This is a genomic window from Streptomyces javensis (assembly GCF_039525925.1).
Lineage (GTDB): Bacteria > Actinomycetota > Actinomycetes > Streptomycetales > Streptomycetaceae > Streptomyces > Streptomyces asiaticus.
The window spans coordinates 73,967-88,348 of sequence record NZ_BAAAIF010000041.1 but is presented as its reverse complement, the minus strand read 5'-3'; the positions used below and the strand labels follow the sequence as shown (position 1 = coordinate 88,348).

Here is a 14,382-nt window from a genome sequence, read left to right as displayed (position 1 = left end):
CCGCCGCCGCGGCCGCCGAGGCGGGCGCGGACGTAGCGGCGGGGGCGGATGTCGCGGCGGGGGCCGCGGCCAAGGGGGTGCCCACCCCCAAGGACCTCGCCGACCTGGGCCGCGGTCCCGCCGGGCCCGGCGGCCAGACGGACCGGCAGCCGGCCGGCGCCACGCTGCGCTGGTCCTCCGACAAGGGCTGGATCGACCGGGGCCCCGGCTCCGGGGTGGGGGAGCCGCCGGAGACCGCCAACCTCCCCATGCTGGCCCAGCTCACCAGCGCCGAGCAGCGCTGGGCCGACCGCGAGGAGGACATCACCGCGGTCAGCGGCGACCCGTTCGAGGTCGGCCAGGTCTTCGCCCGCCGCTGGACCGAACGGCTCGCCGATTCGGGCCATCTCCAGCAGCTCTCCACGGAGTACCCCCGCATCCCGCACCGCATCGACGGTGAACTGCTGCGCTACGCGGCCCGCTTCGGGCTGCTGGCCCACAAGGACGACCAGATCGACGAGCACGACCGCTATGCGATCCGGGCGGGCTTCTGGCGCGAGATCGACCTCCGCTCGGCGGCGGAGCACGCCCAGACCGGCGGCTAGGGACCACCCGGCGACCCTGCCGCCTACGGCGCGCTGCTCCCTCCCCGCCACCTGACGATATGCGGCTCCGCCGCATGGGAGGCTCCGCCCCGGACCCCGGGCTGGGCTCCGCCCCGGACTCCGGACCGGGCTCCGCCCCGGACTCCGGACCGGGCTCCGCCCTGACTCCGGACCGGGCTCCGCCCTGACTCCGGACCGGGCTCCGCCCTGGGCCCCGGGCCGGGGCTTCGCCTCAGTCCCCGCGGATTGGGGCTCCTCTTTCCGAGGCGTCGATATGGGGCTCTGCCGCGTGGCGGGGTTCCGTCCCAGTCCGGATCGGGGCTCCGCCTCCTGCGGCGCCGATATGCGGCTTCGCCGTGTGGTGGGGCTTCGCCCCAGTCCCCGGGTTGGGGGTTCGCCTCAGGTCCCCGCGGATCGGGGTTCCCCTCCCCGGGGGGCGATGTGGGGCTTCGCTGTGCGGCGGGGCTCCGCCGCAGTCCCCGGGCCGGGGCTCCTCTTCCCGGGGCGTCGATGTGGGGCTCCCGCCGCGTGGTGGGGCTCCGCCTCAGACCCCGGGCCGGGGCTCCGCCCCCAGACCCCGGGCCGGGGCTCCGCCCCAGTCCCCCTCAGGTCGGGGCTCCGCCTCCTGCGGCATCGATATGTGGCTTCGCCGCGTGGTGGGGCCCCGGCCTCGAGGGGTCCAGGGGCGGAGCCCCTGGTTTCGGGAAGGGGCGGGTAGGGGAACAGCCCGCCGCAGGCGGCACGATCCGGCGGGCACCCGTGGGCCGCGGTCCGGCCCTGGCCCGCGAGCCGGGAGCCGGGAGCCGGGAGCCGCGAGCCGGGAGCCGAGGGGCCTGAGGGCCCCGAGGGCGGGAGCGGCTGTTTGGGCGCGTACCCTCATAGCTCGTGAGGACGGGCGCGAAACAGGCGACGAGTGGCGATCTGGTGTGCACCGTGCGCGGCCTGGTAAAGACCTATCCCGCGGCGCGCGGCCGCCGCGGCGCGCCCGCCACGCCCGCCGTCCGGGCCAGCGACGGCATCGACCTCGATGTGGTGCGCGGCGAGGTCTTCGGGCTGCTCGGGCCCAACGGCGCCGGCAAGTCCACCCTCGTACGGCAGCTCACCGGCCTGCTGCGGCCCGACGAGGGCCAGGTGCGGGTGCTCGGCCACGATCTCGTACGCCACCCCGAGCGCGCCGCCCGGCTGCTGGGCTATCTCGGCCAGGACTCGACCGCGCTGGACGAGCTGACCGTCTCCCTCGCCGCCGAGACCACCGCGCGGCTGCGCGGCCTGGAGACCCGCGCGGCCCGCGCCGAGCGGGACGCGGTGATCGAGGAGCTGGGGCTCGGGGAGGTCGCTGGGCGCCCGCTGAAGAAGCTGTCCGGGGGGCAGCGGCGGCTGGCCTGCGTCGCCGCCGCGCTGGTGGGGGAGCGGCCGCTGCTGGTGCTGGACGAGCCCACCAGCGGGATGGACCCCGTCGCCCGGCGCGCCGTATGGGCGGCCGTGGACCGGCGGCGCGCCGAACGGGGCGTGACGGTGGTGCTGGTCACCCACAATGTGATCGAGGCGGAGACGGTGCTGGACCGGGTCGCCGTGCTGGACCGCGGCCGGGTCATCGCCTGCGACACGCCCGCCGGGCTCAAGGCGCTGGTGGCCGACGAGGTGCGGCTGGAGCTGGTGTGGCGTACCGAGCCGCCGCTTGAGGTGCCCGAGGTCGCCGCCCTGTGGAAAACCGCCGAGGCGGCCCGGGCCGCGGGTGGCGCCTCCGGGCGGCGCTGGACGCTCCGGCTGCCGCAGGACGACGCCCGCGCCGCCATCGCCACCGTGACCGGCGGCCCCGCCTTCGCCGCGCTGGACGATTTCACCCTTGCCACGCCGAGCCTGGAGGATGTGTACATCGCCCTGGGGGGCCGTGCGGAGGGCGCGGAGGGGCTGGTGAAGGCGTGACCGCCGGGGCGAGCCGGTGAACGCGTCGGTGACCGTGACCGTATTCAAGCCGCAAGAGGCGAAGAGGAGCAGCACAACGTGAGTGTCATGCCCGCCGTGTCCGGTGTATCCGGTGTGTCCGGGGCCACTGGTGTGTCTGGTGTGTCCGGTGCGTCTGCTGGGCTGCCCAGTGCGTCCGGTGCGTCCAGTGCGTCCGGTGTCTCCGGCACCTCGGGGGCGTCCGGTGACTCCGGTGAGGCCGGTGACATGCCCGCGCCGCTGGCGGCCCGGGCGCGGCTCCTCCCCGCGCTCGTCGCGGTCTACCGCGCCCAGCTCTCACGGGCCCGGGTGGCCCGGATCCCGCTGCTCTTCGTGGCCACCTTCCAGTCCATCGGGATCATGATCCTGATGCGCGGGGTGGTGGACGGCGGAAGCGAGGCGCGGTCGGTGGTGGCCGGGTCGAGCGTGCTGGTCGTCGCCTTCGTGGCGCTCAACCTGCTGGCGCAGTACTTCGGCCAGCTGCGGGCCAGCGGCGGTCTCGACCACTACGCGACCCTGCCGGTGCCGCCCTCGGCCGTGGTGCTCGGGGCGGCCGCCGCGTACGCCTCCTTCACCGTGCCCGGGACCGCCGTCACCGCGGTGATGGGCAGTGTGCTCTTCCAGCTGCCCATGACGAACCTGTGGATCCTCCTCGCCGTGATCCCCCTGTCCGGCGCCGCCCTCGCCGGACTCGGCGCCGCACTGGGGCTGCTCGCCCCGCGCCAGGAACTCGCTACGCTGTGCGGGCAGTTGGGGATGTCCGCCGCGCTGCTGCTCGGCGTGCTCCCCGCGGCCCGGATGCCGCAGGTGGTGTCGTACGCGCGGGATCTGCTGCCGTCGACGTACGGTGTGGAGGCCCTGGCCCGATCCTTCGACGGGCAGCCCGACTGGTGGGTGGTCTGCGCCGACCTCGGGGTGTGCGCCGGGGTGGCCGTGGTGTCCCTCGCCGCCGCGACCTGGGCCTATCGGCGGGCGGCGGTGCGGTGACGCGCCGCAGCGAACGTCCCGCCGACCGAAGTACGCCGTCCGCCTGGCACGATGACGGGGTGACCGCACCGTTGACGCCGCACGATCAGCACTCGCCGCACGACGAGCCCGCCGAGGGCCGGCCGCCGTCCCATGAGCAGTCTGCCGGGGACGCCGCCGTGCCCTACCCGACCGGGTATCCCGCGCACCCGGGGCAGGCTTCGGGGCATTCGGAGCACTCCGAGCACGCCGAGCACGCTGAGCACGCCGAGCACCCTGATGAGCACGCCGAGTTCTCCGAGCACTCCGAGCCCGGGCCCGAGCTGCGTGCCGAACTGGTGCAGGCGTCGCTGGTCGCCATCGCGGTGGCGGTCTCCGGGGTGCTTCTCGGGCTGCTGTGGCTGTGGTTGGCGCCGAAGGTTCCCCTGGTCTCGGACGGCTCCGCCGTCTATCTGAAGAACTCGGAAGGGGAGGACGCGGTCGGCGCGGACGGGATGTTCACGCTGCTCGGGCTCGCCTTCGGTGCCGTCTCGGCCTTCATCGTCTTTCTGCTCTTCCGCCACGGCGGTATCGCGCTGGTCGTCGGTCTTGCGGTCGGCGGGGTGCTCGCATCGGTGATCGCCTGGCGGCTGGGCGTATGGCTGGGGCCCACCTCGGACGTCGTGGCGCACGCCAAGTCGGCCGGTAAGGGCGTCACCTTCGACGGGCCGCTCAAGCTGGGCGCGAAGGGTGCGCTGCTGGCGTGGTCGGTGGCGGCGATGGTGATCCACCTGGCGCTGACCGGGCTCTTCGGCCCGAGGGACCCGGAGCCCGCCCTGCCGCACCCGGCGACGCCGGGAGCGCGCTGAGCGGAGCGCGTCCCTTGCCGGGCCCCGGTCTCCGCGGGCCCGGTCCGCCGCCTCCCTCCCGGCTCAGGGAGAGCCGCCTCCCTCCCGGCTCAGGGAGAGCCGCCTCCCTCCCGGCTCAGGGAGCCTGACTCAGGGAGAAGTAACGCTCTCAAGGAGAGGGGACGCTCTCAAGAAGAGGGAACGCCCTCAGGGAGCGGGGACGCCCTCAAGGAGAGGGGACGCTGGAGGCGCGGACGATGAGTTCGGGGCGCAGCCGCCTGGACTCCACGGCCTCGCCCTCCAGCAATCGCAGCAGCGTCCGCAGCCCCTCGCGCCCCATGTCGAGCATCGGTGACCGCACCGTCGTCAGCGGCACCGGCAACTCCGCCGCCAGCGGCGTGTCGTTGAAGCCCACGACGGCCACGTCGTCCCCCGCCCGCAGCCCCTGGTTGCGCAGCGCGCCTATCGCGCCGATGGCCGCGAAGTCGTTGACCGCGAAGATGGCCGTCGGCGGGTTCGGGGTGTCCAGCAGCCGCGCCGTCGCGGCGTGGCCGCCGGAGACGTCGAAGCGGGACTGGGCGATGCGGTCCGCCGGAACGGACAGCCCCGCCTCCCGATAGCGGTCCACCAGGCCCGCGGTGCGGTCGATACCGGTGCTGGCGTACGGCTCGCCCGCGACGACGGCGACATCGCGGTGGCCCAGCTCCAGCAGATGCTCGGCCACCAGCCGCCCGCCGAGATAGTCGTCGCAGGTCACCGAGGGATGGGCCCCGGCGGTGCGGCTGACCAGGACGAACGGAATGCCGCGGCCGGCCACCTCGTCCAGGAACCGCCCGTCCACATACGCGTCGCCGAAGATCATGCCGTCGACGCGCCGTCCGATGACCATATTGGTGCGGGTGCGCTGTGCCTCGGGCCGGTCGCCGGTGTTGGCGACGAACGTGGACAGTCCGTGCTCGGCGGCGGCCTCCTCGATGCCCTCGTAGATCGTGGCCAGCACCATGTCGGACAGCCGGGGCACCAGCACGCCCACCAGATTGCTGCGCCGGGTGCGCAGGCTCGTGGCGTGCGGGTTGGGCTGGTAGCCGAGCTCGTCGGCGAGGCGGCGGATGCGCTCGACGGTGCTGGTCGAGGCGGCGCGCAGGCTTTCGTCGGGTTTGGCGTGCAGCACCCGCGAGACGGTCGAGACATGTAGGCCGAGTTGATCGGCGATGGTGCGCAGGGTGACCGGTTGTGATCGCTGCGTGCCCACTCCGCTCGGCCTCCGGTTGTCCCGCCGCCGCAGCCGGACCTCGGTTACGGCCAGTTGGCGCGATGGTAACAGCGGACCTCTTGACACTCGCCGCTGGTGGCCCACATCCTACCCAAACGATTGGCCCAAACGTTTGGGTGCGAAATCGAGCCACACACAATCGGTTTCGCGTCATCGATGAGGAGGCAGGGTGCGCAGGATCGTCGTGCTGTCGACGGGCGGAACCATTGCCACGCGGCAGGACGCCCATGGCACCAGGCTCGCCGCCGAGTCCGCGGACGCCCTGTTGGAGCGGCTCCCGTGGCCGCCGGGGGTGGCGATCGAGGCGAGGGACGTGTTCTGCCTGGGCAGCTATCTGCTGACCCCGGCCGATATGCGCGGCGTCGCCCTGGCCGTTCGCGAGGCGCTGGCCGACGAGACGGTGGCCGGGGTCGTCGTCACCCACGGCACCGACAGCCTGGAGGAGACCGCCTATCTGGTGGATCTCTTTCACGGCGACCCCCGGCCCGTGGTGTTCACCGGGGCGATGCGCCCGGCGGACGCCCCGGACGGCGACGGCCCGCGCAATCTGGCGGACGCGATCGCGGTCGCGGACGCCGTCGCCGCCCGCGACCTGGGGGTGCTGGTCTGCTTCGACGGCCAGGTCTACCCCGCCCGTGGCACCCGTAAGGCGCACACCACGGCGCCCGCCGCGTTCGCGGCACCCGACGGCGGCCCGCTGGGGCGGGTCGGCGACGGCGAGGTGCGGATCTCGGCGGTGCCGGTGCGCCCCAAACCGCTGGACCTCGGCGCCTTCCGCCCCGATGGGATCCGCGCCGACATCGTGGCCTGCTACCCCGGATGCGATGTCCGGGCGCTGCGCGCGGTGGCCGACGCGGGTGCCCGCGGGGTGGTGCTCGAAGCCACCGGGGCGGGCAACGCCAACCCGGAGGTCGCCGCGGAGGTCGCCCGGCTCACCGCGTCCGGCGTCGTCGTCGCCCTGTCCACCCGGGTGCAGGCGGGCCCCGTGGCCGCGCTCTACGGAAACGGCGGCGGCGCGGATCTGGTGCGGGCCGGGGCCGTCCCCACCGGAACCCTGCGCCCCTCCCAGGCGCGGGTCCTGCTCATCGCCCTGCTCGGCGCCTACGGCGATCCGGAGCGGGTGCGGGCCGAATTCAACGATTCACTGGAGAGGAACACCCATGGCTAAAGAGATCTTCGTGGCGTTCGGCGTCGATGTGGACGCGGTGGCCGGCTGGCTGGGCTCCTACGGCGGCGAGGACTCGCCCTGTGACATCTCCCGCGGGATGTTCGCCGGGGAGGTCGGGGTGCCACGGCTGCTCCGGCTGTTCGAGCGGAAGGAGCTGCGCACCACCTGGTTCATCCCCGGCCACTCCCTGGAGACCTTCCCCGACCAGACCCGTCAGGTGGTCGACGCGGGCCATGAGATCGGCGCCCACGGCTACTCGCACGAGAACCCGATCGCGATGACCCGGGCCCAGGAGAGCGCCGTCCTGGACCGCGGCATCGATCTGATCGAGAAGGTCTGCGGGCGCCGCCCGACCGGTTATGTCGCCCCCTGGTGGGAGTTCTCGCCGGTGACCAACGAGCTGCTGATCGAGCGCGGTATCACCTACGACCACTCGCTGATGCACAACGACTTCACGCCCTACTACGTCCGGGTGGGCGACAGCTGGACGAAGATCGACTACTCGCGACCGGCCGAGGAGTGGATGAAACCGCTGGTGCGCGGTCAGGAGACCGGACTGGTCGAGATCCCGGCCAATTGGTACCTCGACGATCTGCCGCCCATGATGTTCGTCAAGGCCAGCGCCAACAGCCACGGTTTCGTCTCCCCGCGCGAACTGGAGCAGACCTGGCGCGACCAGTTCGACTGGGTGTACCGGGAGATGGACTACGCCGCCTTCACCATGACGATCCACCCCGATGTCTCCGGCAGGCCCCAGACGCTGCTGATGCTGGAGCGGCTCATCGAGTACATCGGCGGCCACGAGGGCGTGCGCTGGTCGACCTTCGACGACATCGCCACCGACTTCAAGGCGCGCTTCCCCCGCGCCTGATCAACCCGTTCTCCGTCCCGCCCCCAGCGCGGTCATCCCGTGCGCGGCGCGGCCCCTTCCCGGGCGACAGGTCTCATGCCGCCGGGCCCCGGCCCCACCCCCGGCCGAAGCATTTCCGTTCCCCTCGCCGCGACGGCGCGGCGATCCCCCGCTTCCGACAAGGGGCACCCGTCATGACCACAGTCTCCTCCGATCCCGTCGCGCCCACCCGCAGACTGCCGCGCATCGGGGTGCGGCACACCCGTAAGGCGACGGCCATCGCGTTCTTCGCATGGGTCTTCGCCGTCTACGACTACATACTCTTCGGCACCCTGCTGCCGGAGATCTCCGACCGCTTCGGCTGGAGCGAGGAACGAGCGGCGCTGGTCTCCACCCTGATCTCCGCCGGAACGGCCATCGTGGTCCTCGGGGTCGGCCCGCTCGTCGACCGGCTCGGCCGCCGTAAGGGCATGATCCTCACCGTCTCGGGCACCGCTCTGGCGTCGGCCGCCTCGGCCGGAACCGTGAACGCCGGGTATCTGGTCGGTGTCCGCTCCCTGGGCGGCATCGGGCTGTCCGAACAGTCCGTCAACACCACCTACCTCAACGAGATCTACGCCGTCACCGAGGACGAGGCGATCAAGAAGCGCCGCGGCTTCGTCTACAGCCTGGTGCAGGCCGGCTGGCCGACCGGCACGCTCGTGGCCGCGGCGTTCGTCGCCGTGTTCCTCCCGCTCGTCGGCTGGCGCGGCTGCTTCCTGCTGGCCACCTTCCCCGCCGTCGTCATCGCCCTGCTGCGCCGCGGACTGCCGGAGACCCCGCAGTTCGAACTGGAGCGACGGCTGCGCGGGCTGCACCGGGAGGGCAAGGTGGACGAGGCACGTCGGGTCGCGGCGGAGTACGGCGTGGACGAGAGGCCCTCCGCACCGCTGCTGGAGATCTTCCGCGGCCGCGCCCGGCGCAACACCCTGGTGCTCAGCTTCGCCTGGCTGGCCAACTGGTTCGGCATCCAGACCTTCAGCGTCCTGGGCACCACGGTGCTCACCAAGGCCAAGGGTGTCAGCTTCGCCAACTCCCTGGTGCTCTTCATCATCATCAACGCTGTGGCCTTCGCCGGATATCTCTTCCACGGCTGGGCCGGTGACCGCTTCGGACGCCGGAACGTGATCGCCTGCGGCTGGATCCTCTCAGGCGTGCTCTTCGCCCTCATGCTGACCGTCGCCCACGGCACCGTCGCCGTGGTGGTGCTCTACTCGCTGGGGATGTTCTTCCTGGTCGGCCCGTACGCCGCGATGCTCTTCTACATGGGCGAGTGCTACGACACCCGCTGCCGGGCCACCGGCACCTCGTTCATCAACGCCTTCAGCCAGCCCGGGGCCATCGCCGCCGGGGCGATCGCCACCGCGATGCTCGCCTCCGGCGCCCACTGGGATCGCACCGCGCTGCTCATCGGGGCGGTCGGCACATTTCTGTCCGGCTTCGTGATGTTCGCCGCCCGGCGCGTCGACACCGTCGAAGCCTGAAACCATCGGGAGAGGACCACAGTGGCAAGGACCGACCATTCCACGGACCGGCGCGTCGCCGTCATCACCGGGGCGGCCAGCGGCATCGGCCGCGCGCTCGCCGTGGAGTACGCCCGCCACGGGGTGCGCACCGTCATCGGCAGCTACCCCGGCGACCCCCACGACCCCTCCGAGACCGAGCGCCTGGTGAAGGCGGCGGGCGGGGAGTGCACGCGGTACGAGGTCGATGTGCGCGACCCCGCTCAGGTCGAGGCGTTCGCCGAACACGCCCTTACGGCCTTCGGCCGCCTGGACATCGCCGTGGCCAACGCCGGGGTGCTGCGCCGGGCACCGCTCGATCAGCTCACCGACGACGCCTGGGACGACATGCTCTCCGTGGACCTCACCGGGGTGCTGCGCACCCTGCGCTCCGCCGCGCGGCGGATGGACGGACCGGGCGCGATGGTGGCCGTGTCCTCCATCGCGGGCGGGGTCTACGGCTGGGACGACCATGCCCACTACGCCGCCGCGAAGGCCGGTGTGCTCGGGCTGTGCCGCAGTCTCGCGGTCGAACTCGCCCCGCGGGGCATCCGCGTCAACTCCGTCATTCCGGGGCTCGTCGAGACCCCCCAGTCCTCCGACCCCGTCAACTCGCTCGGCCCCGAGGGGCTGTCCCGTGCCGCCGGGGACATCCCCTGGGGACGGGTCGGGAGGCCCGGGGAGATAGCCTCCGCGATCGCCTATCTGACCTCGGACGGCGCCTCGTACATCACCGGTCAGAGCCTGGTCGTCGACGGCGGCCTCACCGTGAGGATGCCGGCATGAGGAGGGAGCGCTGATGGGTGCGCTGGACGGACGGACCGCGTTCATCACCGGCGGGGCCAGCGGGATCGGCCGCGCCGTCGTCGAGTCCTACGCGGCCGAAGGGGCCCGGGTGGTGGTGGCCGACCGCGACGGGGAGCGGGCGAGGGCCGTGGCCGAGCGGACCGGCGCCGCGGGGCACACGGCGGTGGACGTGAGCGATCCGGCCGCCGTGGAGGCGGTGATGTCGGCCGCGGTCCGGGAGTTCGGCGGGATCGACGTCCTCGTCAACGCCGCGGGCATCCTCACGGAGGCGCCGCTGATGGAGATGGACCCGCGGATGTGGTCCGAGACCCTGGCGGTCGATCTGACGGGCGTCTTCCTCTGCTGCCGCTACGCGGTGCCCCAGATGGCCGAACGGGGCTGGGGGAGGGTCATCAACGTCGCCTCGCAGCTCGGCATCAAGGGCGGCCGGTCGCTGTCCCACTACGCGGCGGCCAAGGCCGGGGTCATCGGGCTGACCAAGTCGCTGGCCCTGGAGGTCGCGGAGCGGGGCGTCCTGGTGAACGCCATCGCGCCGGGGCCGATCGACACCCCGCTGGTCGCCGGGATCACCCCGGAGTGGAAGGCGGCCAAACAGGCCGAACTGCCACTGGGGCGGTTCGGCCGGCCCGAGGAGGTCGCCCCGACCGCCGTGCTGCTCGCCAGCGACCCCGGCGGCAATCTGTACGTCGGCCAGACCCTCGGCCCCAACAGCGGCGACGTGATGCCGTAGCCGGGAACGGCGGAAGAAGGAAGGTGGCGGGATGTGCGGGGCCTGCGGTGAGCGGGGCGCGTTCGACTGGGCGCGGCCCTGGGTCAGCGGGGCCGCCGCCCGCCGGGCGGTGGCCGCCGCGGTCGGCACGGTGGACCGGCCCGGGGTGCGGGTGGCGGTCGGGAGCGGCGGCTGGCTGGTGACCGGACCCACCGGAGCGACCACGGCCTGTGCGGGGCTGGTCGCCCTGGTGGCCGCCGTACGGCGCTGGGCCCCCGGAGCGGAACCGGCGTCCCCGGACCGCGCGCGGCCGTCCGGGCCGCTGTCCGTGCCCGCGGAGGAGGACCGGCGCCGGGGCGTGGTGCTGCGCGTCGCCCCGGGCGGGGCCCGTAGCGCCGACGCCGCGCTGGAGGCGCCCGGGACGGTGGCGGTGGTGGACTCCGGGGCCACGGCCAGCGCCGTCATCGCCGCGCTCGCCGCGCCCCGCTGGTCCACCCGCCGCTATCTGGAGCGGGTGGAGGGCGTGGCGGACGCCTGGGCCCGTCCCGCGCCCGCCCTGTGGCCACCGCCGACCGGCCCGGACCCCTGCGCCCTGGCCGCCGACACGCTGGTCCGGCTGGAGTGGATCCGGCAGAGCGGCCGGCTGGACGGGGACGCCCTCGCCGTCCGGGGCCCGCTCGGTCCCGCCGCCTGGTACGACGTGGAGATCCGCGACGGGCACGTGGTGCGGGCCCGCACCTGCCGCGCGAGCCATGAGCGGTCCCGCCGTGGGAGCTACGAGCGGGCGATCGGTGCCACCACCGCGTCCGTCAGCGATGCCAGGTCCTTGGGGGACAGTTCGACCTCCAGGCCGCGGCGGCCCGCCGAGACGCAGATCGTCTCGTGGGCGTCGGCCGACGCGTCCAGGGCCGTCGGGAGGCGCTTGCGCTGGCCGAGGGGGGAGATTCCGCCGCGTACATAGCCCGTGGTGCGCTCGGCCACCGCCGGGTCGGCCATCGTGGCGCGCTTGCCGCCGACCGCCGAGGCGAGCGCCTTGAGGTCGAGGGTGGCCGAGACGGGCACGATGGCGACCGTAAGGCGGTCATCGACGCTCGCCACGAGCGTCTTGAAGACCCGCTCCGGTGCGACGCCGAGCGCCTGGGCGGCCTCCTCGCCGTAGGACGGGGCCGCCGGGTCGTGCTCGTAGGAGTGCACGGTGAAGTCCGTGCCCGCGGCGGTCAGGGCGGTGGTGGCGGGGGTGCCCGCCGAGTTCTTCCTGGGCTTCTTCGGCATGTTCGTCCGCGTCAGTTGGGGCTGGTGGGACCGCGGGTCAGATCGACGGCGGGGAGCGACGGGAGCTTACCGATGACCGCGCTCTCGGCGCGAAGGAGTTTCAGCTCGTCGGCAAGACGGCTCGCGGTGTCCGGCGCCTGGAGCAGCCGCTGCTTCGCGGGCGTGTCGAGCACCGCCGCGGCCGCCACCAGGTAGGAGAGGACGGACGGCTCGCCCGGCAGGTCCTGCTCGGCGGCCAGGGTCCGCTCCCGGGCGCCCGCGAGCCGCTTCTGGTACATGCGGAAGGCCCGTACGACCCCGGAGGCCAGCGCCCCGGCGCCCTCGCCCTGCTCCTCCTCCAGCTCCTTGACCTCGGCCGTCAGATACGGGCCCGAGGAGTCCACGGAGACCAGTTCGAAGCGGGTGGTGCCGGTGGCCAGCACCTCGAAGGTGCCGTCCTCCTGCTCCCGGATGGTGGCCGCGTCGGCCACGCACCCCACGGAGTAGAAGGACTTGGCGGGGTCCGGGCCGAACCCGGCCGTGGGGCCGGGGTCCGGCGGCGTGTGGGTGTCCGGGAGGCCGATCGCGCTCGGCGCGACCTCGTGGCCGTCCCTGATCGCGATCACCCCGAACCGGCGCGGTGCGTCCTCGGGGAGCGCCGAGAGATCGCGCATCAGGGAGCGATACCGCTGCTCGAAGACGTTCAGGGGCATGACGAGCCCCGGGAACAGCACCGTGTTCAGCGGGAAGAGCGGAAGGCGCGCGGAGGTCACGGGGCGTAAGCCTAATGGCCCCGCGCGTTCCCTTTCACTGGCGCCGGAGCAACGGTCACTGGCGCCGCAGCAGCCGGGACGCGCCGGCGGCGACCGCGGTGGCCAGCACCCAGCCCAGCAGGATCATGACGATGGACGCCCATTGGACGGCGCCCTGGGGTTTCCAGTAGCCGTCCATGCCCAGATCGATGACCGGGATCAGCAGATCGAGCGTGTACAGCGAGGCGTTCCAGTTCGGCGATTCATCGGGCTTCAGCGCCTCCGGCCGGTTGTGGGCGAAGAACACCGAGCCGACCGCCCACAGCACCGCCATCCACACCGCCGCCCGGCCCGGACGGTAGCCGTAGGCCACCGTCCAGTCCTGGAGATAGCCCCACACCTTCCCGGCGAGCGGCAGCGTCTCCCGGCGGCGGCGCTGCTTGGCGAGCTGCACCTCGCGCGCGTCGGCGTCCTCGCCGCTGGCCCGCATCGTGTTGGCCAGCATCTCGTACGGCTCGGGCGCGTACTCGGGCGTGGCGGCGGCCACCCACTCCAGCCGCCGGGCCAGCGGGAAGTGGCCGCGCGGGATCAGGCACTCATAGCTGAACCCGGCCATGGTCAGCCCGCCGGGCCCCGGCCAGCTCACCGACTTGTCGACGAGATTGACCACCCGGGCGCCGGAGAGGATCACCCGTCCGCGCTGCGGCCGCTCCCCCAGGAAGCGCAGCTCGGGCGTCTGGACCCGGCGCAGCGACAGCTCCTGGTCGTTCTCCATGATGAAGCGGGCCTGGTCGAAGTCGATCGCGTCGCCGATCCGCCCGTCGTCCAGCCGGATCCCGCCCTCGCACTCGAAGCGCTGGATCCGGGTGCCACGGGTGGGGGTGGAGGCGGTGCCGTACGGCGGGGTGGAGCCGCTGGAGTAGGTGCTCACCCCGCCCGCGGTGAGGTAGAGGCTGCGCTCCACGGTCAGCTGCGGCGCGTTCAGCGCGCGGCGGCCGTAAGGATTGCGCAGCCGGCTGCCGCGCAGGCTGAGCGACACGCCGATCTGAGCCCCCCGCAGGCTCAGCTCGCCGTACGACTCGATCATGTCGGCCTGGAAGTCCTGGGCGACGGTCAGCCCGTCGGCGCTGATCGACATGCCCCGGCGGTCGCGGCGCACGATGAGCTGGTTGAGGAGTAAATCGGTGCCGATATGGGCGTCGGTGAGCCGGATGCCGTGCTCGACCACACAGCGCGGCAGATGCAGATCGCCCTCGGTGCGCAGCCGGGCCGCCTCCAGCCGGGGGAGCGAGCAGCCCACCAGGCGCAGGGTGGTGAACTGCGCCTCGGGGACCAGCACCTCCCGCTCGAAGCGGCAGTTCTTGAGCTCCACATAGGGCTCGATGTTCCCGCCGGCCAGATCGAGGGTGCCGGTGATGTGCACCCCGTTGAGCTTGAGCGCCGAGACCCGGCCCGGCTGCGCGGGCGGTCCGTCCAGCAGCAGGAGGGCCACGACACGCGCGCGGACACTGCGCTCCGGGCCCCAGGCGTACGGTCCTGAGGGGTCGTTCCGCTGGGGGTGGGAGGTGCGCAGATCATGGGTGCTGCCATTGCGGAACGCCTGCCACATGCCCCATTCGGCGGTGGTCAGGTCGAGGCCCGGGGGTGGGTCGCCATCGTGCGGCTCGGTCACAGCCGTGTCCCCTCCTGATTCTCCGTGTCCCCGTACGG

Annotated in this window: 12 protein-coding genes and 1 pseudogene; 9 read left to right on the top strand and 4 right to left on the bottom strand. The window is 73.2% G+C overall.

Translation table 11 applies throughout. The annotated features are described in order from the left end of the window. The 4 genes and pseudogenes from ABD329_RS30330 to ABD329_RS30315 all read left to right on the top strand — a co-directional run. A pseudogene (locus ABD329_RS30330) lies at nt 1–584 on the top strand (NYN domain-containing protein); the annotation flags it as partial. An 885-nt stretch (nt 585–1,469) separates the two neighbouring features. After that, nucleotides 1,470–2,510, top strand: coding sequence for an ABC transporter ATP-binding protein (locus ABD329_RS30325; protein WP_198280827.1), 1,041 nt, complete (start codon nt 1,470–1,472; stop codon nt 2,508–2,510). A 246-nt stretch (nt 2,511–2,756) separates the two neighbouring features. Then, entirely contained in the window at nt 2,757–3,515 is a 759-nt protein-coding gene (locus tag ABD329_RS30320; RefSeq protein ID WP_214665534.1) for an ABC transporter permease, read from the top strand. Nucleotides 3,516–3,574: 59 nt separating this feature from the next. Continuing rightward, a complete protein-coding gene (locus tag ABD329_RS30315; protein ID WP_309142898.1) occupies nt 3,575–4,342 on the top strand; it encodes an ABC transporter permease in 768 nt (255 codons plus the stop codon). A gap of 205 nt (nt 4,343–4,547) precedes the next feature. Here the strand turns inward: ABD329_RS30315 and ABD329_RS30310 are convergent, their stop codons facing one another. Continuing rightward, on the bottom strand, nt 4,548–5,573 hold the full coding sequence (locus tag ABD329_RS30310) for a substrate-binding domain-containing protein (RefSeq protein WP_198280829.1): 1,026 nt from the start codon (nt 5,571–5,573) through the stop codon (nt 4,548–4,550). Between the two features lie 190 nt (nt 5,574–5,763). Here ABD329_RS30310 and ABD329_RS30305 point away from each other — a divergent pair, with 190 nt between their 5' ends. The 5 genes from ABD329_RS30305 to ABD329_RS30285 all read left to right on the top strand — a co-directional run bounded on the left by ABD329_RS30305 (nt 5,764) and on the right by ABD329_RS30285 (nt 10,690). Next, complete coding sequence (locus ABD329_RS30305; RefSeq protein ID WP_198280830.1) at nt 5,764–6,762, top strand: asparaginase; 999 nt, start codon at nt 5,764–5,766, stop codon at nt 6,760–6,762. Then, entirely contained in the window at nt 6,755–7,633 is an 879-nt protein-coding gene (locus ABD329_RS30300; RefSeq protein ID WP_198280831.1) for a polysaccharide deacetylase family protein, read from the top strand. The genes ABD329_RS30305 and ABD329_RS30300 overlap by 8 nt, the downstream gene beginning before the upstream one ends. Nucleotides 7,634–7,806: 173 nt before the next feature. Beyond that, nucleotides 7,807–9,135, top strand: a complete 1,329-nt coding sequence (locus ABD329_RS30295) for an MFS transporter (protein ID WP_198276806.1) — start codon at nt 7,807–7,809, stop codon at nt 9,133–9,135. Nucleotides 9,136–9,156: 21 nt separating this feature from the next. Next, a complete protein-coding gene (locus ABD329_RS30290; protein WP_198276805.1) occupies nt 9,157–9,939 on the top strand; it encodes an SDR family NAD(P)-dependent oxidoreductase in 783 nt (260 codons plus the stop codon). A gap of 13 nt (nt 9,940–9,952) precedes the next feature. After that, entirely contained in the window at nt 9,953–10,690 is a 738-nt protein-coding gene (locus ABD329_RS30285; RefSeq protein WP_198276804.1) for an SDR family NAD(P)-dependent oxidoreductase, read from the top strand. Nucleotides 10,691–11,443: 753 nt separating this feature from the next. Here ABD329_RS30285 and ybaK read toward each other — a convergent pair. The 3 genes from ybaK to ABD329_RS30270 are packed head-to-tail and all read right to left on the bottom strand — an operon-like array spanning nt 11,444 to nt 14,344. Continuing rightward, nucleotides 11,444–11,941, bottom strand: coding sequence for a Cys-tRNA(Pro) deacylase (ybaK, locus tag ABD329_RS30280; protein ID WP_198276803.1), 498 nt, complete (start codon nt 11,939–11,941; stop codon nt 11,444–11,446). Between the two features lie 11 nt (nt 11,942–11,952). Next, on the bottom strand, nt 11,953–12,693 hold the full coding sequence (locus ABD329_RS30275; RefSeq protein ID WP_198276802.1) for an LON peptidase substrate-binding domain-containing protein: 741 nt from the start codon (nt 12,691–12,693) through the stop codon (nt 11,953–11,955). A 55-nt stretch (nt 12,694–12,748) separates the two neighbouring features. Next, entirely contained in the window at nt 12,749–14,344 is a 1,596-nt protein-coding gene (locus ABD329_RS30270; protein WP_198276801.1) for an oxidoreductase, read from the bottom strand. Nucleotides 14,345–14,382: the final 38 nt, after the last annotated feature.